We start from the raw sequence: 26,427 nt of genomic DNA on the forward strand, positions 1-26,427 counted from the left end.
CTGCTCATTAACACGGGATAAAAAATTTTTGTTGACAATTTTTTTAATATAGTTTTATAATACAAAACATAGTTTAGTTGAACGAATTATATATCGGCTTTGAAGGAATACTAGTAGCGACTTATATCACTGTCTCAGAGAACTGATGGTTGGTGCGAATCAGTACATATACAAGCGTGAATTACAATTCTGGAGCTTCTTTCCCGTAATGCTTTTTATGCATGAAGAGAAAGACGGATCTTTCCGTTATCGTAAAGTGAGTGGTAAACAATTAGTTGTTTACAAATAGGGTGGTACCGCGATTTTTATCGTCCCTATCGGATTTTCCGATAGGGACTTTTTTGCGTCCATCCTCTTACACAATTTCATATATACGCGTTGAAAGAATCGCAGTAGTATCTTATATCCCTGTTACAGAGAGCTAATGGTCGGTGGAAATTAGCACATATATAAGTATGAATTACAATTCTGGAGCTTCTTTTTCGTAGTGCTTTTATGCATGAAGGAAAAGACGGAATTTTTCCGTTATCATTAATTGAGATGTAAGTATATTTTCACTTACAAATAGGGTGGTACCGCGATTCTTTCGCCCCTATCGGATTTTCCGATAGGGGCTTTTTCTATTTCTCACAGAAACAGATGTTAAATAATTCCGAATCTTATGATAAAATTTTATAAGCGCTTACAAATAATGAAGGGAGGTGATACAAGCTATACGAAATCGATATTCAATTTTATAGAAAAAAAGGAGGATGTCTAAATGACAAAGAAAACAGAAATTCCATCGCATTTAAAACCATTCGTATCCACACAACATTATGATCAATACACACCGGTGAATCACGCTGTGTGGCGTTACATTATGAGACAAAATCATAGCTTCTTAAAAGACGTTGCTCATCCAGCCTATGTGAACGGACTACAATCATCTGGTATTAATATAGATGCAATTCCAAAAGTAGAAGAAATGAATGAGTGTTTGGCACCAAGTGGCTGGGGCGCTGTAACGATTGACGGACTTATTCCCGGCGTAGCATTCTTCGATTTTCAAGGACACGGATTACTACCGATCGCAACAGATATTCGGAAAGTAGAAAATATCGAGTACACACCAGCTCCAGATATCGTACACGAAGCCGCAGGACACGCACCGATTTTACTTGATCCTACATATGCAAAATATGTGAAACGTTTTGGGCAAATTGGTGCAAAAGCTTTCTCTACAAAAGAAGAACATGATGCATTTGAAGCTGTTCGTACATTAACGATAGTGAAAGAAAGCCCTACTTCTACTCCTGATGAAGTTAAGGCTGCTGAAAATGCTGTAATTGAAAAACAAAACTTAGTTTCTGGTTTATCAGAAGCTGAACAAATTTCACGTCTTTTCTGGTGGACAGTAGAATATGGATTGATCGGAAATATAGATGATCCAAAGATATATGGTGCTGGTCTCCTTTCTTCTGTTGGCGAAAGCAAACATTGCTTAACAGACGCTGTAGAAAAGGTTCCATTTTCTATCGAAGCATGTATAGGGACAACTTATGACGTAACAAAAATGCAACCACAACTATTTGTTTGTGAATCCTTTGAAGAATTAACAGATGCGCTTGAAACATTTTCTAAAACAATGGCCTTTAAAACAGGTGGAAAAGAAGGTTTAGAAAAAGCAATTCGCTCTGAGAACTATGCAACAGCTGAGCTAAATAGCGGATTACAAATTACAGGTACATTTAGCGAGACAATTGAAAACGATGCAGGTGAATTAATTTACATGCGAACAAATTCGCCAACGGCATTAGCACTTCATAATAAACAGTTAGCGAATCATTCTACTTCTGTACACAGTGACGGATTTGGAACACCGATTGGATTACTCACTGAAAATATTGCATTAGAAAATTGTACAGACGAACAACTACAATCATTAGGAATTACAATTGGAACTATCGCTGAGTTTACTTTTGCAAGTGGTATTCATGTAAAAGGAACAGTAACAGATATTGTAAAAAACGATAAGAAAATTGCTCTTATTTCCTTTATCGATTGCACAGTTACTTATAACGCCCGCGTTTTATTTGATGCTTCATGGGGCGCATTTGATATGGCTGTTGGCTCACAAATCACTTCAGTATTCCCAGGTGCCGCAGATGCCGCAGCATTTTTCCAAATGGATGAAGAAGTTCACGAAATTCCTGCTCCACTTGTACTGAATGAACTTGAACGTATGTATCAAACAGTTCGAGATATTCGAAGTGAGGGGATTTTACACGACGCGCATATCGATCAATTAGTAGCAATTCAAGAAGTATTAAATAAATTTTATGCGAAAGAATGGTTACTGCGCCTTGAAGTATTAGAGTTACTTTTAGAGCATAACAAAGGGCATGAAACATCGGCAGCATTACTACATCAACTTTCTACTTTCACAACTGACGAAGCTGTAACACGCCTTATTAACAATGGTCTTGCGTTACTTCCAGTAAAGGATGTGAAAAATGATGCTAAGATTAACTGAAGAAGAAGTTCACGAAGAATTATTGAAGGTAGATAAATGGATGGTAAAAGATGAGAAATGGATTGAACGAAAATATATGTTTTCCGACTACTTAAAAGGAGTCGAATTTGTCTCTGAAGCCGCCAAACTATCAGAAGAACATAATCACCATCCATTTATCCTTATCCAGTATAAAGCAGTTATTATTACTTTGTCATCTTGGAATGCAAAAGGTTTAACGAAACTAGATTTTGAGCTTGCAAAACAATTTGATGAACTATTTTTACAAAACGAAAAAGCAATTATAAGAAAATAAAAGGAGAAGCCTTTTTAGGCTTCTCCTTTTATTTTGAAATGGATACAATGTCCAAATGGATCCTCGACTTGTAATATTCCATCTTTGTACGTAGCAATCTTGCCAATATTTTTTAAGCTTTCACATACTTGCTCTTTTTGTTTTTCATCCGCTAGTACAATTGTGAAATATTTTAAACCAACAGAACCTGGCATTTGCGGTGGTACCCCTTCACCTTGCCACGTATTTAAACCGATATGATGATGATAACCACCTGCTGATACGAACAACGCTCCATTACGAGCTGGGATCGTTACCTCAAAACCAAGACCATCAACATAGAAACGTTTCGCTTCCTCTAAATCAGCTACATGGAAATGAATATGCCCCATCACAGTACCAGCTGGAAATCCATTCCATGTACTTCCTTGCTGTAATAATTCTTCACCAGCTAACGGGTTACTAACAAATGGGAGTTCTCCATTCTCATCACGCCAAACTTCTTTTTGTCGATCATGATAAATTTCAATCCCGTTTCCATCTGGATCAGCTAAATAAAGAGCTTCACTAAAGTAATGATCGGCTCCGCCATGTAGTGGATATACCATCTCTACAAGATGACGAAGAACATTCGCTAAATCCTGCCTACTTGGTAATAAAATTGCGTAATGATATAACCCTGTTCTTGCTCTTTGTTTCGGAAAAGCTTCTTTCTTTTCTTCAATGATAAGAAGTGGTTCATCATTTTCATTCCCAAATGTAACGACTGCTTCTTCTTCTTTTAGCACCTTCATACTTAGTACTTCCGTATAAAACTCTAGTGATTTCTTTACATTAGATACGTATAAATGAACAACATCAAGTGTTGTATCGGGATGAAGTTGAAAACTCATCTTGTTAGCCCCCCCATTTAAATTAGTTCTTCTTTGACATTTTTTCTTTTAAGAAATTATCTACAAAACCATCAGCTTTTGCAACAAATAAATATGCACCCATTGCTAATAATGCAAGTTCTAATTCGAAACCAGGATTTTTTCCATCTCCCAATAAACCAGCTGACCATTTCACTTTTACGATTGCTCCAACCATAACAAGCGCAAATAATAATCCAATATATCTTACACCTAAACCTAGAATTAATAATAGGCCTCCAACTAATTCAAATGTTGCTACACCGTATGCAAGTCCTCCTGGTAAACCAATGCTTGTAAACCACCCTGCAATATTGTCAATTCCTGATTGGAATTTTGTTAAACCGTGCATGAAGAATGTTACCCCTAACACGATACGAATAATTAAGTTACCAATATGTTGATTCATTTCTTTCTCTCCTTTATAGTTTTCTTATACAAAACTTTTATTTACATTACAAAACATACACTAATTTTTTTTATTCGTCAATTCATTTTCACTGGGAAAAAATATATTTTTTTTGCTATGATACAAATAGTTGTTTACAAAAAGGAGCTTGATTTTATGAATATTGGTTCTGCAATACGTGAAATTCGTCAACGTAGAGGCATAACAATCGCACAAATTTGTGAGGGAACAGGTCTTTCTAAAGGATTTATGAGTCAGGTTGAAAATAATAAAACATCACCATCTATCTCAACTTTAGAAACGATCTCCAATTTTTTAAACGTTCCCCTTCCCTATTTATTGTTAGAGCAAAAAGATCGATTAAAAATTGTCAAAAAAGAAGAACGGAAATACAGTGTATACGGCAAAGATGAGCAAAGAATTGAACATGTTGCGGAGCAAGGGGGCCTTCGCCTATCTTTAGTAGAAATCCCTACTGGATTCCCGAAAGAAAATTCACCAAATGCCCATGAAGGGGAAGAATGTCACCTTGTATTACGCGGAAAATTAGAAGTTCAGCACGGTGAAGATATTGCAATTGTAGAAGAAGGTGATTCTTTCTCATGGAATGCATGCGTTCCTCATATTGTTCGTAATATAGGAGAAGAAACTGCATTATTACTCATCTCTAGTTATGCAGAAAATCGAAAACGTGTTTACTAAATAATAAAAAAGAAGCCTGTTAAACAGGCTTCTTTTTATCCCCTTATAATTCCATAACTTGTCCCAACTAGTACAGTCTTTTCATGCTGATTGCGATAAACTGACTCGATTGAAACTTTTTTATAGCCTTCCATTTGCTCAACATTTGTTAAAGTTAGTTCACAAGTGATCGTATCTCCTGTGAAAACTGGTCTAATAAACTCACTTACTAATTCTCTTGCTATGTAATGTAACTCTTCTCCCACTTTCGTCCCAATGCTAGCAGTCAATAAACCATGAACCATTAATCTTCCATTTTCATCGTATTCCACATGGTGTCTACCTTTATCACCGGTAATATTTGCAAATTCAAAAACTTCTTCCTCAGTAAATCTTCTTTCATATTTAAATACATCCCCAGCTTTTACACTCATTTTTATCCCCCTAATAATAAACAGAATTTTCTTTTATTTTATCATAAAACGAGCCTCAATCCATTCTCTATTATCAAAAGTCTCAAAATTACCTCGCTATACTTTTTTACTTTCCATTCATTTATCGGTGACCATCTCTTTTTGCGACTTGATATCCATAATACGCACATGTTCCATTTCTCGATAGCTCTCTAACTTCAAATCCACAGCTTCTATAAAAATCAAAATTGTTCGCTGATGTATGCGCAAACCAATCACCGTGGGGAAGTTTTTGCAGGCAAAGAGCTACAAGCTTCTTACCTAATCCCTTCCCTCTATATTCACACTTCACAACTAAATTTACTATGTTCGCAATCATAATTCCATCAGAAATGACTCTAACCATCGCAATCATCTCTTCCTCATCCCAAATTGTGAAAGCCCATGTTGAATTTTCGAATGCTATCGTAAATTTTTCAATTTGCCAAGAAGGGATATTATCATTACTCCAACCGGCATCTTCAAATAAAGCTTTAATTGCATATGCTGGTACACTACTCGTTCCCTCACGAATAATAAGTCCATTATGATAAATGTACATGTAACCCCTCCCTTTATTTTCATATACCATTCTTCAAAAAATGCAATTTACCTTTAAAAAAGTAATTTTTTCATCCAACACGCTTAATAGAATAAACTAGAGCATCGATTCCATGAAATGACGTTGTTTTCTCGTAGCTGAGCCCAGTTTTTCTAGCAACAAATATTGAGGCGGGATGATTCGGATTAATAAGAGAAATTAATTTATTCATTCGTAATGCTTGGAAACCATAGTCACGAAATGCTGCCGCCGCTTCTTTTGCATACCCTTTTCCCCAATACTGAGGAAGTAACCAATAACCAATTTCAATTTCCTCTTTTCCATCTATTTTCTGCTTTACCAGCCCTGCATGACCAATTCTTGTTCCCGTTTCCTTTTCAATCAATACAAATAAACCGAGACCGTTTTTATAGCTAGGAATCACCCATTCCTCCAGACTTTTTTTACACTGCATATATGTTTTTAATGTCCCATTTCCAATATAACGCATTACCTTCTCGTTCCCCCATAGTGAAGCGTAGAACTGTAAATCATCCATTGTATATTTGCGAATTTGTAAACGTTCTGTATGAAACATGCTGGCACTCCTTTCCACTAATTTATTCTTCATTTCACGATCATGTTTTGTATGTATACAGTATGTTACTATTTATTATAAAGTGAAACTTTAATCAGTGGGGAATTTTGTTCACCCCACTGATTATTAGCCTTTACCAATCCGACGTTTACAGGCAGTGGATCTCCCGTCTAACTTCTTTTCTTTAACTGAATTTTTAGGCGAGAGTCTTACTGCCTGGAAAATAGCGGGATAAATGAACCAACGATAAAATACAGAATATTCATTCTAAATAACTAAAAATAGCAGTAGACAAATATTGTCCACTGCATCCATATCATAACTAGCATAAAGAAAACTACAATTGAGGGGGGTGTAGGATTTTCAAATATACTAGATACTTATCCCGTTCTAACGGGCGGTAAACTTTCCAATTGTTTCAAGTGAAAAGTTTACCGCACATAAGAACTTCCTTCGTTCATTAAGATAGTATTGCTAAATAATCATATACACGCTTAGATTTCTCTCCACCCATTCGTGCATGTTGAAGAAGAGAAATACCATGAGGGCCAGATGCACGCAATGCTTCTGGTTGAGCTACTAAAATAGCTTGTACAACTTCTAATTCACCAAGCATAGCTGCTGCAAAAATATCCATCCGAGCACCCTTTTCTAGTAAATAAAGAGCAATATCTTTACGACCTACATGTGCCGATGCGCCTAACGCACTTTCCCAATCTGATCCACCCCAATTATAAGAGGCGTGAAGTAAGCTTGGTGATTCAACCAATAGCTCTTGTACTTTCTCTAAATCCCCGTGAGCTGCCATAACAAATTCTCTTACTAATTCCGTGGTAATACGCTCTTCTGTTTGCATCGCTCTTCTCCCCTTTTAGAAATTCGTTTCGGTGTAAAAAAAGGCTTGTCACTTCCTTGAAAAATATCTACATCTATGCCAAATACATGTTGAAACATTTCATGGCATAGTACTTCTTCTGGTATACCATCATACTGAATCTTTCCTCGCTTTAATACAAGTAAACGATCGCTATATTGAGCAGCTTGGTTAATGTCATGTAAAACCATTATAATTGTCATTCCAAACTCCTCATTTAATCGTTTCACAAGTTCCATTACTTCCAACTGGTGAACGATATCTAAAAAGGTTGTTGGTTCATCCAATAATAAGACATTTGTACGTTGCGCTAACGTCATCGCAATCCAAGCACGTTGCCGTTCCCCTCCTGATAAAGAATGTAAAAGACGATATTCATACCCTTCAAGATTTGTAACAGACAATGCCCAATCAACAATTTCTTCATCTTCTTTATTTAAGCGGCTACTCCATGATTTATGTGGACCTCTTCCGAACTCAATTAGTTCTTTCACTGTTAAATCTAATTGATGATCATGCATTTGCGGTAACATTGCTAATTGCTTCGCTACATCAACACTCTTCATCATATGAATATTTTTCCCATCTAAAATGATGTCCCCTTCGCTTTGTTTCAGTAGCCTTGCTATTAAACGAAGCAAAGTAGATTTTCCCGATCCATTCGGACCAATTAAACTAACGATTTCTCCAGCCTTAATATGTACATTCATATTTTGCATTTGAAATCTTTCAGAGTGTGCGTAAAACACTTTGTTAACGGAAATCACTTTGTTTTCCTCCTCTATGAATTAAATATAAGAAGAACGGACCACCTAAGAAGGACAGTAAAATACCAACAGGCAATTCGATTGGGTCAAACCAACTTCGAGCTATTGCATCCGCAAAAACAAGTAATACCCCGCCGCCAAGGCATGATAAAGGTAGCAAATATCTATAATCATTTCCAACTAATAAACGTAGCATATGTGGTACGACAAGACCGACAAATCCAATAAGACCAGACACACTTACTGCAATTCCAGCTAATAATGTACTTACTACGATTAAATAAAACCGACTTTTTTCCACATTATGTCCTAATAACTTTGCCATTTCATCTCCAAGCATTAACACTCGAATATGCTTAATACCAAAGAAAGCTAATATAATGGCGAATATTGCATAATAAATAATCATGTTTAAATGTGCCCAACTTACACCACCAATACCGCCCGCTAACCACGGTAACACCGATTGTACTTTGTCACTATGTAATAACATTAATGCTGACGTTGCTGCACCAATTAATGCATTGATCGACACCCCTACTAAGACGATTCTTGAAGGTGGTGCCCCTTTTTGCCATGATAAAGCATAAATAACCATCGCTGTTATGAAAGCTCCTAAAAACGCCCCTAGTGGTAAAAAAGCTAGATGCTGTGGGAATAAAATCATGATGACAATTGCTACAAGGCCTGCTCCAGATGAAACTCCGATAATACCAGGATCTGCAAGAGGGTTTCTCATAACCCCTTGTAGCAGTGTACCAGATGCAGCTAAACATGTTCCTACTATAAACCCAATAAGCACTCTCGGTATGCGAAGATCCCATACAATTCGATGAACTGTCGAACCTTCCTCTTGTATACCTGTTAAAATATCTCGTATAGAAAAGGATAAACTTCCTGCGAAAAGACCGTACAAGAGACCTAGGATTGTTAATACAACTAAAGTAACTGCTATTATCCATCTTTTTTTCGCAAAAGGATGTTCCTTTTCTCTTACTACTTCACTACTTTCCATACGTATCATTTCCTTACATCTTGTATACTTTTATACATAAAATCCATTGCTTCTGTAACTTTTGTACCAGGATTAGATCCAAATAAATCAGGTGGCAAAATAACTACGCGGTTTTGTTTTACTGCCTCTAAATTTTTCCACGCTTCATTTTTCATCATTTCGCCTTCGAATGCTTTTTTCACACTTTTTGGATCTCCGTGTGTAATTAAATAAATCACATCTGGATTCGCCTCAATAATACGTTCTACACTTAGCTGTGCATATTGCGGATATTCTTTCGTTTCTGGAAAATCAGAAGCAATATTTTTTCCGCCTGTTTTTTCTAAAATATCACCTGATAAAGATGTTGGTAATGCCGCTAAATAAGTACCTGGTGCGCCATACACTAGCAATGCTTTCACATCGCTCTTTTTCTCATATTTCTTCATTTGATCATTCATTTTTTGATTAATTTCTTTTGCTTTATCTTCTTTCTTCATTACCGTTCCATATAATTCAATATTCTTTTGAATATCTTGTACAGAATTCGCAGAAGAAATGATAACTTGCGTTCCTTGTCCTTCAACCGTTGGCACATTCTTTTGGAATCCATTGTTAGCAACAAGTACATCGGGCTTTAAACTAGCAATTTGCTCAAAATTCGGTTGATGTGCATTTCCAATTACTTGTGCTTTCTTTAACTCCTCTGGAAGAGTTAATTTCGTATCCGGGCGACCTACTATTTTTCCACCTAAAGCATGAATAATATCCATGTCCCCCATACTTAATGTTGCAAAATTTTCTGGCACTTTATCGAATGTTACCTTTCTTCCTGATAGGTCGGTAATTTCGATTTTCTCTTTTCCTTTTTCTGTTTTGGTTGCAGACGCTTTTTCGTCCCCTTTGGCACTGCAACCTATTAACAAGAAAAAAATAGATAAAATCGCTGTAAATAGCGTAATAGATTTTTTCATTCCTTCACCTCTAATTGATAATGATAATCATTAACTACTATTCTACTTTAATTGATAAGGATTATCATTGTCAACACGAAACGCATACATTTTTCTACAAAAAACAAAAAGCGTGACAAAAAGATTTTTTCTTTTCGCCGCGCTCTAGTTAACAATATTATTCACATTCATTTTCCTCTAGCTGGTCACGCATCACTTTCACACGCTGAAAGAAAAAGAACGATAAACTTAAAAATATAACGATGCTCCCCATCATAACAAAAAATTGGATTGTCTCTTTTGCTCCATTCGGAATCAACAAGCCAACCATTAACAATGTACTTACAGCGAGAAGAATTTGTCCGAACCGAGTATAGTCTTCTATTTTTCCTTTTAATTCTTTCATTATATTCTCACTCCTCCATTTCACTGTATCATATTCTATGAAACTGAAAGACCAGTAAATACAGCCATTCTGGGAGATGTTTTCCAATAAAAAAAGAGCCGCTTTACTGCGGCTCTTTTGTAATCATTATTCACCTTTATATGCTTCCATATAAATTTCTTTCAGTTCTGAAATAAGCGGCAACTTTGGATTAGCAGTTGTACATTGATCTTCAAAAGCTCTTTCTGCTAATACTCCAACAACCTCTTCAAATTGCTCTTTATCTACTCCTTGTCCTGCAATACTCATATTAATATTTAAGCTTTTTCCAAGCTCAATAATTGCTTTGACGAGTGATTCCACCCCTTCTGCTGCCGAGCTTGCTGGAAGCCCGAGCATTCTCGCTATATGTGCATATCTTTCATCTGCCACAAAGTGCTCATATTTTGGGAACAATGCGTGTTTTCTTGGCTTAATAGCATTATAGCGGACTACATGCGGCATTAGAATGGCATTTGCGCGTCCGTGCGGAATATGGAATTCTGGTCCAATTTTATGTGCTAAGCTGTGATTAATACCGAGGAAAGCATTTGCAAATGCCATACCTGCAATTGCAGAAGCGTTATGCATTTTTTCTCTTGCTTCTTCATCATTTCCATCTTTATATGCTCTCGGTAAATATTTGAATACGAGATCAATAGCTTTTAATGCTAATCCATCTGTATAGTCATTTGCCATAACAGACACATACGCCTCAATTGCATGTGTTAAAACATCCATACCAGTATCTGCTGTTACATGTGGTGGTACTGTCATTACAAATTGCGGATCAACAATTGCTACATCTGGTGTTAATTCATAATCTGCAAGCGGATACTTTATATTATTTTTCTTATCTGTAATAACCGCAAATGGTGTCACTTCTGATCCCGTTCCTGATGTCGTTGGAATCGCAACAAACTGCGCCTTATTTCCTAATTCCGGATATTTACATGTACGTTTTCTTATATCTAAAAACTTCTGTTTAATGCCATAGAATGTCGTTTCTGGATGCTCATAGAATAACCACATTCCTTTTGCTGCATCCATAGCTGAACCACCACCAAGTGCGATAATTACATCTGGCTTAAAGCTTCTCATCATTTCCGCACCTTTAAAAACAGTTTCATCTGATGGATCTGGTTCGACCTCAAAGAAAACTTCAACTTTCACATCATTTGCATGCTTGTTTAAATAGTGCGCGACTGTATCGACATAGCCATGTTCAACCATTCCAGGGTCCGTTACAATAAATGCACGTGAAATGTTAGGTATATTTGCTAAATAAGCTGTAGCATGTTTTTCAAAATAAATTTTTGGTGGCAATTTGAACCACTGCATATTCTTTTTTCTATTTGCCAGCCTTTTTATATTTAATAAATGAGTGGCTGTTACATTTTGGGAAACTGAATTCTTTCCGTATGAACCACAACCAAGTGTAAGTGATGGAATAAATCCATTATATATATCACCTATTCCACCTTGTGATGAAGGTGCATTTACAATGAGACGGCAAGCTTTCATACGTAATCCAAATTGCTTTTGCACATCTTTATTTGTAGAATGGATAACTGCTGAATGTCCTAAACCACCGAGGTTCAACATTTCTTCGCAATATGTAAATCCTTCTTCTAATGAATTCGCCTTCACACAAGCTAATACTGGACTCAGTTTCTCACGAGATAACGGATATGCTGCTCCGATACCTTGAATTTCAGCTACAAGCATTTTTGTATGTTCAGGAACAGTAATCCCAACTAAATCGGCAATATACTGTGCTGATTTCCCTACAATATCACTATTTACTGCACATGTATTTTCATTTATAACAAGCTTTTCTAATTTTTTTCTTTCTTCTTCTGTTACAAAGTAACAATTGTTTTCAATCATTTCTGTTTTAACATCATCATAGATTTCTTTATCGACAATGATTGCTTGTTCCGATGCACAAATCATACCGTTATCAAATGTTTTCGATAAAATTAAATCATTAACAGCTCGTTTTACATGTGCTGATTTTTCTATATAACACGGTACATTACCAGGCCCAACGCCTAACGCTGGTTTTCCAGTAGAGTAAGCTGATTTCACCATACCAGCGCCTCCAGTTGCTAGAACGAGTGCTACACCATCATGGTTCATTAATTGTTTCGTCGCTTCAACAGACGGTCTTTCAATCCATTGAATACAGTGTTTTGGTGCACCAGCTTTCATCGCTGCATCATATACTGTTTTCGCCGCTGCCACAGAACATTTTTGTGCGGAAGGATGAAACGCGAAAATAATTGGATTTCTTGTTTTTATCGCAATTAACGCTTTAAACATTGTTGTCGACGTTGGATTCGTTACTGGCGTTACCCCAGCTACTACACCGACAGGTTCCGCGATTTCTATTATTTCTTCATGAGAATCTTCGTGAATAATTCCTACCGTTTTATCTTGCTTTATACTATGCCAAATATATTCAGTGGCAAAAATATTTTTAATGCATTTGTCTTCATATACACCACGGCCAGTTTCTTCAACTGCTAATTTTGCTAGCGGCATATGTTGATCAACACCTGCTAATGCCATTTCATGAACAATGTTGTCAATTTCCTCTTGTGTAAAACTTTCTAATGCTTGTAAAGCTTGTTGACCATTATTTACTAGTGTATCAATCATCTTTTTTACTTCCTGCATTTCATTTACAACTTTCTCTTTGACTACCATGTAAATTTCCTCCTATTCTACTATCACGGTCCTTATATGTCCCTATAGGTCAAAATAAGTCCCAATTAACATAAAAAAATAGAGATGCTTTCCTACATGAATTTCATTGTTTGTGAAATATTTCACAAGTTTGTTCGTGAGTAACATTTCCTGAATTCAATATACATGAAATCATTTCGTTTGTGTATGTCTATTTTGTGAAATGTTTCACAAAATAATGTAATAAAAAAACGCACTGCTCTATATTAGCAGTGCGTTTTTTTATTATGCTAGCGCTTGTGCTAAATCTTCAATTAAATCTTCACCATCTTCAATACCGACAGAAATACGAATTAATGTATCTGTAATTCCTAATTCTTTGCGGCGATCAGCTGGGATTGATGCATGTGTCATTTGAGATGGAATAGAAATTAAACTTTCTACTGCTCCTAAACTTTCAGCCAGTGTAAAATACTGCAATTTCTCAAGTACTTTATTTAATGTCTCTTCACTATCTACATCAAATGAGATAATAGCACCAAAACCATTTGCTTGTTCTGTTGCTAATTCGTGGTTTTGATGTGATTCAAGACCTGGGTAATATACTTTATTTACTTTTGGATGATTATTTAAGAACTCAGCAATAGCGCGTGAATTCGTTTCATGTTCTTCCATACGAATTCCTAATGTTTTTAAACCACGAAGTAGTAAGAAGCTATCTTGCGGCCCAAGAATACCTCCTGTTGAGTTTTGTACAAAGTGAAGATCTTCTGCTAGTTGTGGGCTATTTACAACTACTAGACCTGCAACTACGTCACTATGACCTCCTAAATATTTCGTTGCACTATGAAGCACAATATCTGCTCCTAAAGAAATCGGCGACTGCCAATATGGCGTCATGAATGTGTTATCAATAATTGTTAATAAGTCTTTCTCTTTAGCAAGAGTAGATATTTTCTTAATATCAGTAATTTTTAGTAGTGGGTTCGTTGGTGTTTCCACATAAATTGCTTTCGTATTTGGACGAATCGCTTCTTTAACTTCCTCTAAGTTTGTTGTATCTACAAATGTATGCTCAATACCGAAACGGTTTAATACTTTCGTAATAACGCGGTATGTTCCGCCATAAACATCATCTGTTAAAATAACGTGGTCACCTTTTGAGAACAACATAATTGTCGCTGTAATAGCAGCCATTCCTGAACCAAATGCAAATCCAGCATGCCCATTTTCTAATACAGCAATCATTTCTTCTAAAGCTGCACGTGTTGGGTTACCTGTACGTGAATATTCATATCCTTGATGCTTACCAACTGCTTCTTGTTTGTACGTACTTGTTTGATAAATCGGTACGTTTACAGATCCAGTTGAAGGTTCTCCTATGCGAATACCATGAATTAACTTTGTCTTTGCTCTCATTTTTTATTCCCATCCTTTGTATATGTCTTTACTTAAATAGCGCTCACTGCTATCAGGAAAAATGGTTACAATATTTGTACCTTGTGCTGCCTTCTCTGCCTCAAGTAAGCTCGCATGAAATGCTGCTCCTGAAGAGCTCCCAACGAGAAGTCCTTCTTTTTGCGCTAATTCTTTCACTCGTAAAAATGCATTTCGATCAGAAATCGTATGAATTTCATCAAAATAAGATGTCTTCAAAAATGGCGGGATAAATTCCAGTCCAATTCCTTCGGTCTCATGTGAACCAGCCTTACCACCATTTAAAATAGATCCTTCTGGCTCTACGATAACTGTTTTAATATCTATATTTTTTTCTTTCAAATAAGATGCAGTCCCCATAAACGTACCGCCAGTTCCTGCTCCAGCAACAAATATGTTAATCTCTCCATTCAATGCGTCCCACAGTTCAGGTCCTAGTGTTTTAAAATATGCACGAGGATTTGCCTCATTTGCGAACTGACTTGGAGAGTATGAATTCGGTATTTCATTTACTAACTCTTTTGCTTTAGCAATTGCACCGGTCATTCCTTGCTCAGTCGGTGTATGCACGACCGTTGCACCTAGTGCTTTCATTAATTCTTGTTTTTCAATACTAAATTTCTCTGGTACACAAACAATAACACGTAAATCATGCTCTAATGCTGCAAGTGCCAGTCCAATACCAGTATTCCCAGCAGTCGGTTCAATAATTGTTCCACCCTGGGTAACAAGCCCTTTTTCTAGCGCATCTTCGATTAATTCTCTTCCTAAACGATCCTTAACGCTTCCGCCTGGGTTATAAAATTCAAGCTTTGCAAATAAACGGACCCCTTTCGGAAGTGAAAAACGAGTAATTTCTACAATTGGTGTATGACCAATTAACTCATGAACTCCACGATATACATTCATCGTGTTCTCCCCCTTGTTTGCCAATAAAGAAAAGGCAACTGTATGTATTTTCTTTATATGAGACAGTTGCCTTTTTGTTACATTACTTTAACTCTTCTAACACTTTTACGATAAAGTTTGTAGAATGAAGAGCTGCTTGATCTAAAAACTGATCAAATGAAACATTTGATTCTTTACCAGCAATATCAGAAAGTGCGCGAATGATAACAAACGGAATTTCATATTGGTGGCATACTTGTGCAACAGCTGCTGCTTCCATTTCTACCGCATAAAGATTTTCAAATTTATCACGGATGGCTGCAACGCGGTTCGGATCACTCATAAATGAATCCCCTGTTGCAATCATACCTTTTACAACTTGAATATTTTCTTCAGCCTGCATACATTTCTCAGCTAATGCAACTAACGCCTCATCAGCTTTAAATCCAGGCGGCATTCCTGGTACTTGACCATATTCATAGTTAAATGCTGTTACATCTACGTCATGGTGACGAACTTCAGTGGAAATAACTACATCACCAACGTTTAGAGAATGATGGAATCCACCAGCTGAGCCAGTATTAATTACTTTTTCAGGCTTATATTTTTCTAATAAAATTGTCGTTGACATCGCTGCGTTTACTTTACCAATACCAGACTTTAACAAGATTACTTCATGCCCTGCTAATAGCCCTTTCGTAAATTCACAACCTGCAACCGTTTCTGTCTCTGCTTGTTCTAATTTGTCACGTAAAATACGTACTTCTTCTTCCATTGCTCCAATTACAGCAATTCTCAATCTAATCCCTCTTTCTATTGCTTAGTTGCCTCCATTACCCAAACGAAATGATTTAATCTCGTGAACGTTACATGGAAGCCATTGTTTTCAAAAATAGTCTGCATAACTGGAATACGTGTATAGTATTCCGTTTGCAAATCGTTTGCTAACTGGTGGAAACCTCTTTCTTTTGCTGTTTCAACAGTTTTATCATATGCATCTTGATCTGCAAATATCGTATCAGCAAACACTATTTTACCACCTTTGTTTAGCAATTGACTATACTTCGCAATTGCTACATTTTTTTCATCATCTGTTAAATGATGAAATGCATAGGTGCTTACAATGGTATCAATTGAATTTGGAACTTCAAACGAAAGAAAATCACCCTCTGTAATTGAAAATTCTTTTGGCAATTTCTCTTTTGCAATCATGCGCATTTCACGCGACGGTTCTATACCGTAAACTGTGCGGCCAGCAAGTAATAATTTATTTGTTAAATTACCTGTACCGACACCAAATTCTAATACATTACCAAATGACTTGTTAACTACATCCTCTAGAATGTCCTCATAATGGGCGAAAACTTCTTTATATTGTATATCTTCGCCTTGTACAAATGAGTCGTACGTATGAGCCCACTCATCAAATAAACCATTAAATTCTGTACCCATAAAAATCCCCCTTTTTCTTATCGGTTTTATCAGTATGATATTCCCTCTTTCTAAAAATGTCAATTGAAATGTACATGGTATTTCCTTCTTTTCTTTGTTACACTATAGTTGATTACATAGGAGAGGGGCCGTCTTCATGTCATTTACCTTTGAAATGTTAGAAGATAAAGTAGAGTTTTTTGAAGCGGGAGACTTAGCTTCTTTAGAACGAAAAATTAGTGAACAAATTGATAATAATAAAGCACTTATGCTTGAAGTTCATCACATCTCTCATCAAATGGTTATGGATCCTGAAAGCAAAAGACCGTATTATAGCGCGGTTGTTCATTTTAAATTAAAGAAATTGCGTTAACAAAAAAGAGAAGCTCCTAAGGAGCTTCTCTTTTTTAGTTTAGAGTTTGAACAAGTACTGGTTTCCAGCCCTCATTGTCTACCCAATCAATATTTACGTAATATCTTTTCCCACTTTGCTTATCTTGAACATCACCATAAGCTTTACTCTTTCCAGTTTTGTCTCTTCCAACAAAATGGAATACTAATTGCTCTTTCGGTATCTCAACACCTGCAGCAATTGCACTTTGCATCTCATTCCAATCTGATGACCCTTGTTTAAACGTCATCGCCGGTGATGAACCTTGTTCTGTTCCTACAGCTTTCCAAGAAGGTTTTGTGTAAGCCTCTTTTGCCTTAGATACAGTTTTTTCAGCTGATACTTTCTCGTTAGCTTTCGCTTCTTCTTCAGCTTTTTTCTGTTCTTCTTCAGCCTTTAGCTTCTCTTCTTCAGCTTTTTTCTTAGCTTCTGCTTGCTCTTGTTCTTTTTCTTTTTTCTTAGCAGATTCTTTATCTTCTGATTTTCCAGCTTTCTCATTCTTTGTTGTTTGTTGAGAGACTTTCTTATCAGTAGAAGATGCTTGCTCTTTCGTACTAGGAACGAACAATTGATATGCTACAATAGCTACTAATAGTAATACAATAGCGATTGCAATATTTAAAACACCGTTTTGACGACGTTTTTGTTGTTTCTGTTGGAATCTTGATCCTCCTGCCATTCTCCAAACCTCCATGCAGTTTTTCCTAATTGCTATTGTAACATTAAATCTAGAAAGGTTGAACATTTACAATGATATTTTCATGAAATGAAGACATTTCACTATAAATTGCAAGATTACTTTTCATTCTCCAATTGATAGATTGCTCCCACCATATCTTTAAAAATAGGTGTAACTTTATTCACTTTGCTATCAGTCTCTAGATCAACAACAACTAAAGCATATCTTGGATTCTCATACGGAAAATAACCTGCAAACCAGCGATTCACCCTCGTCCCTTTCCCCGTTTGCGCTGTCCCGGATTTTCCAGCGACACTTAGTGGCAACGAACGGAATGCCGTTCCTGTTCCTTTCTCCCTTGTTACAACGCCTCTTAATAACTCTTGTAATGTTTTCACTGTTTCATACGAAAGCTGTTTTCCATTTAACGTATGGCTCTCAAATGTAAAAAAATCCGCTCCATTTTTATATACTATTTTTTCAACAGCTTTCACTTCCATCTTTTCTCCATTCCTCGCAATCGTCGCCATCATATTGGCAATTGCTAGAGGTGATATACGTACATCTTTCTGTCCAATCGCTGTTTGTTCTACCGCTTTTTTATTACTTTTATTTTCTTCATTTCCCCAAATAGTAGTGCCTTTCTCTTCTGACATTTGCTCAAAATGAGGTGTATGAAATACAGAACCTTTCCATCCAACCTTTTCATTTGCTCCTAGAGCTGCTACGTATGTTTCTAACACCGTCCTATCCTTTTGTAATAGCTCGTTACCTAACTCGGAAAATGTCCTGTTACAGCTCCTAGCAAAGCTCTCTTTAAAGTTAAGTGTACCCATCCTAACTTGCGGGTCGTTTTCACCATATAAATCTTTATTACAGTTAAATGTCCGATTAAACAAATTTACTTTTTGATCAATGACTGCAGCTGCAACTACTGTTTTAAAAACAGAGCCTGGAAAATGTGGCGTTAACATTTGATTTTCAAGTGTAGTTTTATATAAATTCTCATCCCTTACTTGTAAAGACGGCTTACTAACCATCGCTAATATTTCATTTGTCTTTACATCAAGTAATACTAATCCCCCCTTCTTTATTTCATTTGCTTCAATCACTTCTTCTGCTTTTTGCTGCAACTCTTTATGTAAAGTAGTTTGAACCCTAACTGGATAAAACGGATTTCCTGGTGAAGTGTATTTCGCTTGCTTTCCGAAAATTGGTTCTCCTTGCCGATCTACTTGATATAATACTTTTGCCTCTCCATCAGTCAATAGAAATTCATCAAATGATTGCTGTAATCCTGAAATACCTATCGGCGTTTGTTTTGAAATTTTTTTCAATTCTCCATATCGCTTTTGAAACTCCCTTTCGTTCTCCCCTACATCACCAATTAAATGACTGATTTCTCCAGTTTGTTTTAATCGCACTTCAGCTGCTACAATACCTAATACATGTAATTCATTTACCTTCTCCATCTGCTCTCGTGTCACTCGAAATGGAGCAGTTTCTCCTTGTAGGGTAAATGCATTTTTGTTATTTTTCATTTGTCTTCTAATCTCTTGTCTCGACACACCAATGATATGCGCGATTTTCTCTAACATGTCATTTTTTATTTGTAAAAATGGAAAAATAATTAAAACAGGATATTTTTCCTCACCTATTTCTTTACCATTACGATCTATAAACTGCCCACGTCCATCGTCTACTGTAATGGATTGTGTGCGTTGCGTAACACTTTTTTCAATTAAATTTATTTTGCGATCAGTAAATGATTCTGTATCTATAATTTGAATTTGGATTAAACGACAAAGCAATACAAACATAACGCTCATAAAACAAATTAAAACAATTGTAATTCTCCGTTTTATTTTCATAAAAAAACACCTCGTCTATTGTAGTTTAGACGAGGTACTATTTTATTTATACAAGCTCCAAAACAAAAATAGATATTATATAAAGCTATTATTGTTTTTTTGGCTTCTCTAAAAATTTCGTAAGAAGCGATTTAAATTCAGTTTCATTCACTCCAGTGTTTTTAGCAACTTCAATTACAGTAGTTGTTACATTAGCCGCTACTTTTAAATAGTCCTTACTGAAATTATCCATTTCATTTCTTTTTTCTTTTGCATTCTCAACTGTTACAGAATCAATACAAGTAATCATCTTATCTACAATATGTAAATAATTATTTTGTGCATCTATTATTTTTTGAATATCATCTTTATTACTTACTTTCGATTGTTTTAAATATGTATATGCTTGATTCACTTCATCTTTTAAAATTTTATCATTATTCTTCGCCTGTTCTTGTAACATATTCTTCATATCATCTATTGTTTTTTGATCCATCGAATCTCGCAATAAATAATCTGGATTCCCAATTGCGTAATCATACTTAATCGTTACATCTTGAAATATTTTCATGACAATTGCTAATTGATACGCTACATCAAAATCATTAAATTCCTTTTTATCTTGTGGATTTTCTAAGGCTTTTGAACTCTCAGTTGCTTTAATATCCTTTTTTTCTTCTTGCTTTACTTTTTCTCCCTTTGATGATGTAGTTTCTTCATTCGTTCCGCATGCAGCAAGTCCTAATATGGAGATACTACAAACCAATCCTGTAAAGATTTTATGTTTCATAATTAGCCCCTTTTCCCTTTTAAAACCTATGGTCTCTAATTATGATATCAAAGCTTAAAGTGTTTTTTTGACATTTTTTGTCGAATCACTCTAAGGTTTACACAATTTTTTTCATTCTACAGAAAAAAAAGATTCTCCCGATAGGAGAATCTTTTTTTTATTTTACAGAGACAATCTCTACTTGCATTTCTCCGCCTGGTGTTTGGATTGTTACTTTCTCACCAATTTGCTTACCTAATAAGCTTTTTGCGATTGGAGAATCGTTAGAAATTCTTCCTTCGAATGGATCAGCTTCCGCGCTACCTACGATTGTATACGCTTCTTCATCTCCGTTTGGTAATTCTTTAAATGTTACTGTTTTACCTAATGTAACAACAGTAGATACTTCGCCAGTATCTTTAATGATAACTGCGTTACGAATCATATTTTCTAATTGTGTAATACGTCCTTCTACGAACGCTTGCTCATCTTTCGCTGCATCGTACTCAGAGTTCTCAGAAAGGTCCCCGAAGCTACGTGCGATTTTAATACGTTCTACTACTTCTTTACGTCTTACTGTTTTTAATTGCTCAAGTTCGTTCTCTAGTTTTTGCTTACCCTCTTGCGTCATAGGGTATGTTTTTTCTGTTGACATATTTTCCACTCCTTTTATATACCAATCCCCTGAAAAAAAGAGGAGTTCCATATGAAAACTCCTCCGCTTCCATTGTTAGCGGAGGTTTCTAGTACCCTTGCACTAGCGGAGTTGTCACATACAACCCCGTATTTCCAATTCTTCTTTATATAAAGAAGATATGTATGGAAAGTTGATATAAATATGCCCTCACCTATATATAGATGAGGTTGCATGTTTCATTGTATTCGATAAGAAGGGAAAAAATCCCTTCCTACCGTATATCTTTTACTATGCTATTACAAATTTACTTTTTGTTCAAGAATTGTTGCAATTTTTGTCACCATAATATCAATTGCAACGTGGTTTTGTCCACCTTCAGGGATAATAATATCCGCAAATTTCTTAGAAGGCTCAATAAATTGATTGTGCATTGGACGTACAACATTTACGTACTGATCAATAACTGAATCCATCGTACGACCGCGCTCTTTAATATCACGCTGCATGCGGCGCAGAATACGAAGGTCAGCATCCGTATCAACGAATAATTTAATGTCCATTAACTCGCAAAGACGTGGGTCTTCTAAAATAAGAATTCCTTCTAAAATAATTACATCTTTCGGCTCAACTGGAATAATTTCTTCTGAACGCGTATGCAATGTATAGTCATATACAGGCTTATCAATTTGCTCATATGCAAGCAACTGCTGCAAATGTTCAATTAACAGATCATTATCAAACGCAAGCGGATGATCATAATTTGTTTTTAAACGCTCTTCCATTGGTAAATGGCTTTGATCTTTGTAATAATAATCTTGCTCTAAGATTAAAATAGAATGACCTTTAAAATGGTCAAAAATCGCTTTCGTTACACTCGTTTTACCTGATCCCGAACCACCAGCAATTCCAATTACAACAGGCTTATTCGTCCCCATTCGACTATCACTCTTTCTTATTGAAGTATGCTTTTGCGCATCATATTATTCACATACACTCGTTGATCCACTTTGAATTTCACGATTTGCAACGGATGTCTCGCTGCATCTAATTCGTTTCCATCCTCATCCCAAATTTTCTCCACCGTTTGCGTAAAGTTTTCTATTTCTGGTCCAAAGAACTCCACTTCATGTCCTGGTTTGAAATGATTACGTTGCTCAATCGTTACGATGCCCGTTTCTTCATTATAATCTAACACTAAACCAGCAAAATCATACGTTGTTTTCTTACTATGATTTCCAAACATTTGCTCTTGATGTCCTGGAACCCCTTCAAAGAATGCAGGAGCTGTATCACGATTTGCACATTTATCAAGCTCATCTAACCATTCTTGTTTAAACTCAAAGTTATCTGGATCCGCACAATAAGCATCAATTACTTTACGATATACAGTTGCTACAGTCGCTACGTAATGGATTGATTTCATACGTCCTTCTACCTTTAAGCTATCGATTCCGATTTCAATCATTTTCGGAATGGATAAAATTAAATTTAAATCTTTTGGACTCATCGCAAAGTGAGCATCTCCTTCTTGGAATAGAGGAAGCTCTTTTGCATCTTTATGTTGTGATACTGTTTGAACTAAATCATAATCCCAGCGGCAAGATTGGCAACAACCACCACGATTAGAATCACGCGCTGTCATATGGTTACTTAATGTGCATCTTCCTGAATATGCGATACACATTGCACCATGTACGAATGCTTCAATTTCAATATCCACTTTTTCTTTAATTTCTTTCATTTCTTCATAGCTTGCTTCACGAGCTAATACAAGACGATGTAAACCTTCTTCTTTCCAATACTGTGCTGCTTTCCAGTTGGATAGTGATTGCTGTGTGCTTAAATGCACCTCAACAGAAGGCGCTACGCGTTTACAAGTCTCAATGATAAGCGGATCAGCAACGATAATTCCCGTTACGCCAGCTTTTTCAATCCCTTTTAAATATTCCTCTAGCCCGTCCATATTTTCATTATGTGCAAAGATATTTGTTGTTACGTATATTTTTGCTCCATACTTCTTTGCAAACTCAACGCCTTCTGCCATTTCTTCTAGCGTAAAGTTACCTGCATTCGAACGAAGACCAAATTCTTGTCCACCTAAATATACAGCATCTGCCCCGTAATGGATAGCTACTTTTAATTTTTCTAAGTTACCCGCAGGGATTAACAGTTCAGGTTTCTTCACAATAACACGTTTGCCATCGATCACTCGTGAAATTTCTTGTACAGTCATTTCCTACACCCTCCTCGTTTAGTAAACCGTTTCTTTAAAGAAGAATCCTGTATCTAACGGACGATTTACTGGTTGCATTTCTTCTATTTCTTTATATAGATCATCTTTCACGTCATAATATGCATCACGATCTTCTACGCATAAATCAATCGCTTGACGATATTTCTTCGTTACTTCAATAATGTATTCAGAGCTTTTTAGTACACCGTCGATTTTTAAGCTATCAACTTCAGCTTCGATTAGTTCCTCTAATTCATCGATGAAACAAATATCGTTCGGACTCATAATGTGAGTACCATTTTCATCTTCATAAATTGGATATTTATTGTTACGCTCTGGGTCATATAAGAACATATTCTCTTCATATTTTTTCTTTTCAATGTCAAGATTACGTCCTTGATACTCAAAGTAGTTTCCTACTAATGAACGCTTCGATTGGAACATACAAGTCATACCGTGAATTTGTACTTCTAGTTCCACTTCAGCATTTTCTTTTAAATCAACAATTTCATCTAAGCTCAGCTCACGAGCTAATACAGCACGCTTCGCTCCTCTTTGTCCCCAGTAGTTACAAGTGAACCAGTTTGTTGCTGTCGTTTCTGTATTCCAGTGCAACTGCATATTTGGTGCTACTTCGCGAACAGCCATTAATACCGCTGGATCTCCGAAAACAATTGCATCTACATTTACTTCGTTTAAAAATGAAACGTAATCTGTTAATTCTTCTACTTTATCGTTGTGGAACATAGCGTTCATGGCTACGTATACTTTCACACCATTTTCATGTGCAATCTTCATAGTTTGTTTTACATCTTCACGTGAAAACTCCCCTGCTAAACGTAAACCAAACTTTTGCTCACCGATCATTACCGCATCTGCTCCTGCTTTCGCAAGAGGTTCGATATCCGCCACCGCTCTTGGCGTTACTAACAATTCAGGTTTCTTCATACCTTGGTCACCCTCTCTTTTTACTAACAGCTACTCCATCACCAATTGGGAAAATCGTTGTATCATATCCTTCATGATTCATAAGCCACTCATTGTACGTCTTAATACGACGGATTAAACCACGTGTACGTCTGTTTTCAATTTTCTCTTTTGTCGTTACAAGACCGTGGTACATAACATTATCTGAAATAATTACTCCACCAGGATTTAATAACGGTTCATATAAGTCAAAAAAGCGACGATACTGTCCTTTTGCTGCATCAATAAAAATAACGTCAAATGTCCCGTGTTCTTTTACTTGTTCACCTGTCTCTAACGCATCACCGTAAATAACTGAAATACGATCTGTTACTGGGGAACGTTCTATATATTCAAGTGCTTTTTCATATCTCTCACGATTGCGCTCAACTGTCACAATACGTGAATTTGGAATAGCTTGCATCATACGAATACTAGAATAACCGATTGCTGTTCCAAGTTCTAAAATGCTTTTCGGTCCAATTAAACGTAAAAATTGCAGCATAAATTCCATTCCAAGTCGATCCATAATCGGCACATGATTTTCTGTTGCATATTCTTCCATTTCAAGAATTAATTTATCTTTCGGATCAATAAATGATAATAGGTACTCGTTAACTGCATCCTCCATAAATGGTCCTCCTTATTTACATGGAGAAGTGCCTCTATGACGTCTTTTCACACATAGAATGCAATAAAAATACAAGCCAGCTTTATCCTTAGCTTGTACGTCCCGTTTTGATATTAAAAACGATTCTTCTGCCAGTTTTTAACCCGATATATTTTACCACAAAAAAGAGGGATGTGCGACTTTTTTCGCTATCCCTCCCCATTTCACTGTTTTTTCGTAATGTATTTTTGCTTTAATGCATTATGCTCTTCTAATGTTTTCGCATAGTACACTTCACCACTTGGTGCAGCTAAGAAATAATAATAATCTGTTTGCGCAGGTTCTAACGCAGCTTCTACTGAATGTTTACCAGAGTTTGCGATCGGCCCTACCGGCAATCCTTTTACAACATACGTATTGTACGGTGAGTTGACCTTTAAATCTTCGTATAATACACGTTGTTTATGCTTTCCAAGTGCATATAATACCGTTGGATCCGTTTGAAGCGGCATACCTTTTGCTAAACGATTATAAAAGACACTAGAGATCTTTTGACGATCTGTAAAACCAGTTGCCTCTTCTTCAATAAGTGAAGATAATGTTAAAAGCTGATGAACATCCCAATTCTTCGCTTTCATTTTCGCCTCATTTTGAACAATGATTGCATTTGTTTTCTCAAGCATTGGAATTACAATTTCTTCTAACGTTGTATCTTTCTTATAAAACGAATACGTTGCAGGATATAAATAACCTTCTAATGGATATTTAATATTACTATCAAAGATTTTATCCGTTAATAACTTCGGATACTTTTGCTGCATTTTTTGAATAAATGCTTTATCGTTTAATTGACGCGTAACATCATCTTTATTCCACTTTAGTTCTGTCGCAATCGTTTCTGCAATTTCAGTTACTTGCGCCCCTTCTTTAATCGTCACTTTATAAAGAGCTGGACGATGCACGTTGCCAGCTGACATTTGTTCGATCACATCTTCAGCATTCATTGAAGGATTTAATAAATATGTACCTGCTTGTAAACTTTTCGATTTAGCCTTTGTATAAAAACTAAAAACTGTACCGTTTTTTACAGCGCCTTTTTCTTCTAAAATTTCTCCAATTTTACTTGTAGATGATCCTTTCGGAATTTCTACTTCAATCTCTTTTTTATTCCCGCTATCAACTGGTCCTAATGCGGATGAAATATACGCATAGACTGAACCACAAACTAAAAGCAGTGCAATAATCGAAAATAAAAAGATGCGTCTACGCTTCTTTTTCACTTGATTCTCTATCAAAACATTTCCTCCTTACTTAATTGTAGACCGTATGTACACCTTTCTATACAGCACGATGTAAAAACGCAACAAATTCACTTATCTTTTTTAATTGACACTTTATTTTTCTACAATCCGTCTCATTATACTACAAAGACTTACACAGTTTCGACAAAAA

28 protein-coding genes and 2 other annotated features are annotated in these 26,427 nt (G+C 36.1%); of the genes, 4 read left to right on the forward strand and 24 right to left on the reverse strand.

Going from position 1 to position 26,427, the window contains the following annotated elements; all coding sequences use genetic code 11:
- Positions 1-90: 90 nt before the first annotated feature.
- Positions 91-319 (forward strand) — a binding site (T-box leader).
- Positions 320-369: 50 nt separating this feature from the next.
- Positions 370-597 (forward strand) — a binding site (T-box leader).
- 163 nt (positions 598-760) lie between these two features.
- Positions 761-2,515, forward strand: a complete 1,755-nt coding sequence (locus tag DN399_RS21455; protein WP_149149926.1) for an aromatic amino acid hydroxylase — start codon at positions 761-763, stop codon at positions 2,513-2,515.
- A complete protein-coding gene (locus DN399_RS21460) occupies positions 2,496-2,810 on the forward strand; it encodes a 4a-hydroxytetrahydrobiopterin dehydratase (RefSeq protein ID WP_000979537.1) in 315 nt (104 codons plus the stop codon). Before DN399_RS21455 ends, DN399_RS21460 begins: the two co-directional genes overlap by 20 nt.
- Before the next feature lie 14 nt (positions 2,811-2,824).
- Here the strand turns inward: DN399_RS21460 and DN399_RS21465 are convergent, their stop codons facing one another.
- Both DN399_RS21465 and DN399_RS21470 read right to left on the reverse strand, forming a co-directional pair.
- On the reverse strand, positions 2,825-3,682 hold the full coding sequence (locus DN399_RS21465; protein WP_000009833.1) for a VOC family protein: 858 nt from the start codon (positions 3,680-3,682) through the stop codon (positions 2,825-2,827).
- A gap of 22 nt (positions 3,683-3,704) precedes the next feature.
- Positions 3,705-4,109 carry a DoxX family protein gene (locus DN399_RS21470; protein WP_001071553.1) on the reverse strand — a complete coding sequence of 135 codons (405 nt, stop codon included), beginning with the start codon at positions 4,107-4,109 and terminating at the stop codon, positions 3,705-3,707.
- Between the two features lie 156 nt (positions 4,110-4,265).
- Between DN399_RS21470 and DN399_RS21475 the strand changes: the two genes are divergently transcribed.
- A complete protein-coding gene (locus tag DN399_RS21475) occupies positions 4,266-4,811 on the forward strand; it encodes a helix-turn-helix domain-containing protein (protein ID WP_001020693.1) in 546 nt (181 codons plus the stop codon).
- Between the two features lie 35 nt (positions 4,812-4,846).
- Here the strand turns inward: DN399_RS21475 and DN399_RS21480 are convergent, their stop codons facing one another.
- The 13 genes from DN399_RS21480 to DN399_RS21545 form a co-directional block, all read right to left on the reverse strand.
- Positions 4,847-5,224 carry a hotdog family protein gene (locus tag DN399_RS21480; protein ID WP_000111564.1) on the reverse strand — a complete coding sequence of 126 codons (378 nt, stop codon included), beginning with the start codon at positions 5,222-5,224 and terminating at the stop codon, positions 4,847-4,849.
- Between the two features lie 121 nt (positions 5,225-5,345).
- A complete protein-coding gene (locus DN399_RS21485; RefSeq protein ID WP_000276126.1) occupies positions 5,346-5,804 on the reverse strand; it encodes a GNAT family N-acetyltransferase in 459 nt (152 codons plus the stop codon).
- Positions 5,805-5,874: 70 nt separating this feature from the next.
- Positions 5,875-6,414: a GNAT family N-acetyltransferase gene (locus DN399_RS21490; RefSeq protein WP_004408018.1), complete on the reverse strand. Its 540-nt coding sequence runs from the start codon at positions 6,412-6,414 to the stop codon at positions 5,875-5,877.
- A 427-nt stretch (positions 6,415-6,841) separates the two neighbouring features.
- Positions 6,842-7,237: an ankyrin repeat domain-containing protein gene (locus tag DN399_RS21495; protein ID WP_001192766.1), complete on the reverse strand. Its 396-nt coding sequence runs from the start codon at positions 7,235-7,237 to the stop codon at positions 6,842-6,844.
- Positions 7,204-8,022, reverse strand: a complete 819-nt coding sequence (locus tag DN399_RS21500) for an ABC transporter ATP-binding protein (RefSeq protein WP_049107970.1) — start codon at positions 8,020-8,022, stop codon at positions 7,204-7,206. Before DN399_RS21500 ends, DN399_RS21495 begins: the two co-directional genes overlap by 34 nt.
- The gene (locus DN399_RS21505) at positions 8,009-9,037 is read right to left on the reverse strand and encodes a FecCD family ABC transporter permease (protein WP_002024813.1); all 1,029 of its coding nucleotides are present in this window, start codon (positions 9,035-9,037) and stop codon (positions 8,009-8,011) included. Before DN399_RS21505 ends, DN399_RS21500 begins: the two co-directional genes overlap by 14 nt.
- A 5-nt stretch (positions 9,038-9,042) precedes the next feature.
- Positions 9,043-9,990 carry an ABC transporter substrate-binding protein gene (locus DN399_RS21510; RefSeq protein ID WP_000748452.1) on the reverse strand — a complete coding sequence of 316 codons (948 nt, stop codon included), beginning with the start codon at positions 9,988-9,990 and terminating at the stop codon, positions 9,043-9,045.
- Positions 9,991-10,147: 157 nt separating this feature from the next.
- Entirely contained in the window at positions 10,148-10,375 is a 228-nt protein-coding gene (locus DN399_RS21520) for a YrhC family protein (RefSeq protein ID WP_000661263.1), read from the reverse strand.
- Between the two features lie 126 nt (positions 10,376-10,501).
- Positions 10,502-13,105: a bifunctional acetaldehyde-CoA/alcohol dehydrogenase gene (adhE, locus tag DN399_RS21525; RefSeq protein ID WP_000260507.1), complete on the reverse strand. Its 2,604-nt coding sequence runs from the start codon at positions 13,103-13,105 to the stop codon at positions 10,502-10,504.
- 264 nt (positions 13,106-13,369) lie between these two features.
- Positions 13,370-14,503, reverse strand: a complete 1,134-nt coding sequence (locus DN399_RS21530; protein WP_001201917.1) for a bifunctional cystathionine gamma-lyase/homocysteine desulfhydrase — start codon at positions 14,501-14,503, stop codon at positions 13,370-13,372.
- A gap of 3 nt (positions 14,504-14,506) precedes the next feature.
- Positions 14,507-15,430, reverse strand: coding sequence for an O-acetylserine dependent cystathionine beta-synthase (locus DN399_RS21535; RefSeq protein ID WP_049107972.1), 924 nt, complete (start codon positions 15,428-15,430; stop codon positions 14,507-14,509).
- An 82-nt stretch (positions 15,431-15,512) separates the two neighbouring features.
- Positions 15,513-16,208, reverse strand: coding sequence for a 5'-methylthioadenosine/S-adenosylhomocysteine nucleosidase (mtnN, locus tag DN399_RS21540; RefSeq protein ID WP_001217024.1), 696 nt, complete (start codon positions 16,206-16,208; stop codon positions 15,513-15,515).
- 14 nt (positions 16,209-16,222) lie between these two features.
- Positions 16,223-16,861 (reverse strand): class I SAM-dependent DNA methyltransferase, encoded by a 639-nt coding sequence (locus DN399_RS21545; protein ID WP_000536320.1) that lies wholly within the window; start codon positions 16,859-16,861, stop codon positions 16,223-16,225.
- 136 nt (positions 16,862-16,997) lie between these two features.
- Here DN399_RS21545 and DN399_RS21550 point away from each other — a divergent pair, with 136 nt between their 5' ends.
- Complete coding sequence (locus DN399_RS21550) at positions 16,998-17,213, forward strand: YrzA family protein (protein WP_000010984.1); 216 nt, start codon at positions 16,998-17,000, stop codon at positions 17,211-17,213.
- A gap of 34 nt (positions 17,214-17,247) precedes the next feature.
- Here the strand turns inward: DN399_RS21550 and DN399_RS21555 are convergent, their stop codons facing one another.
- From DN399_RS21555 to mltG, 9 genes are all read right to left on the reverse strand, one after another.
- The gene (locus tag DN399_RS21555; RefSeq protein ID WP_000897098.1) at positions 17,248-17,910 is read right to left on the reverse strand and encodes a YrrS family protein; all 663 of its coding nucleotides are present in this window, start codon (positions 17,908-17,910) and stop codon (positions 17,248-17,250) included.
- Between the two features lie 116 nt (positions 17,911-18,026).
- Positions 18,027-19,781: a peptidoglycan D,D-transpeptidase FtsI family protein gene (locus DN399_RS21560; protein ID WP_000695153.1), complete on the reverse strand. Its 1,755-nt coding sequence runs from the start codon at positions 19,779-19,781 to the stop codon at positions 18,027-18,029.
- An 88-nt stretch (positions 19,782-19,869) separates the two neighbouring features.
- Positions 19,870-20,550: a hypothetical protein gene (locus tag DN399_RS21565; protein ID WP_000680877.1), complete on the reverse strand. Its 681-nt coding sequence runs from the start codon at positions 20,548-20,550 to the stop codon at positions 19,870-19,872.
- Positions 20,551-20,707: 157 nt separating this feature from the next.
- Positions 20,708-21,184: a transcription elongation factor GreA gene (gene greA, locus DN399_RS21570; RefSeq protein ID WP_000102591.1), complete on the reverse strand. Its 477-nt coding sequence runs from the start codon at positions 21,182-21,184 to the stop codon at positions 20,708-20,710.
- A gap of 278 nt (positions 21,185-21,462) precedes the next feature.
- Positions 21,463-22,101, reverse strand: coding sequence for a uridine kinase (gene udk, locus DN399_RS21575; protein ID WP_000537078.1), 639 nt, complete (start codon positions 22,099-22,101; stop codon positions 21,463-21,465).
- Positions 22,102-22,118: 17 nt separating this feature from the next.
- A complete protein-coding gene (locus DN399_RS21580) occupies positions 22,119-23,399 on the reverse strand; it encodes a peptidase U32 family protein (RefSeq protein ID WP_000217974.1) in 1,281 nt (426 codons plus the stop codon).
- An 18-nt stretch (positions 23,400-23,417) separates the two neighbouring features.
- A complete protein-coding gene (locus DN399_RS21585; protein ID WP_049107973.1) occupies positions 23,418-24,347 on the reverse strand; it encodes a peptidase U32 family protein in 930 nt (309 codons plus the stop codon).
- A 7-nt stretch (positions 24,348-24,354) separates the two neighbouring features.
- On the reverse strand, positions 24,355-24,996 hold the full coding sequence (locus tag DN399_RS21590; protein WP_000389102.1) for an O-methyltransferase: 642 nt from the start codon (positions 24,994-24,996) through the stop codon (positions 24,355-24,357).
- 203 nt (positions 24,997-25,199) lie between these two features.
- A complete protein-coding gene (gene mltG, locus DN399_RS21595; RefSeq protein ID WP_000572131.1) occupies positions 25,200-26,270 on the reverse strand; it encodes an endolytic transglycosylase MltG in 1,071 nt (356 codons plus the stop codon).
- Between the last annotated feature and the right edge of the window lie 157 nt (positions 26,271-26,427).

It is taken from the genome of Bacillus sp. AR4-2 (genome assembly GCF_008274865.1).
GTDB classification, from domain to species: domain Bacteria; phylum Bacillota; class Bacilli; order Bacillales; family Bacillaceae_G; genus Bacillus_A; species Bacillus_A cereus.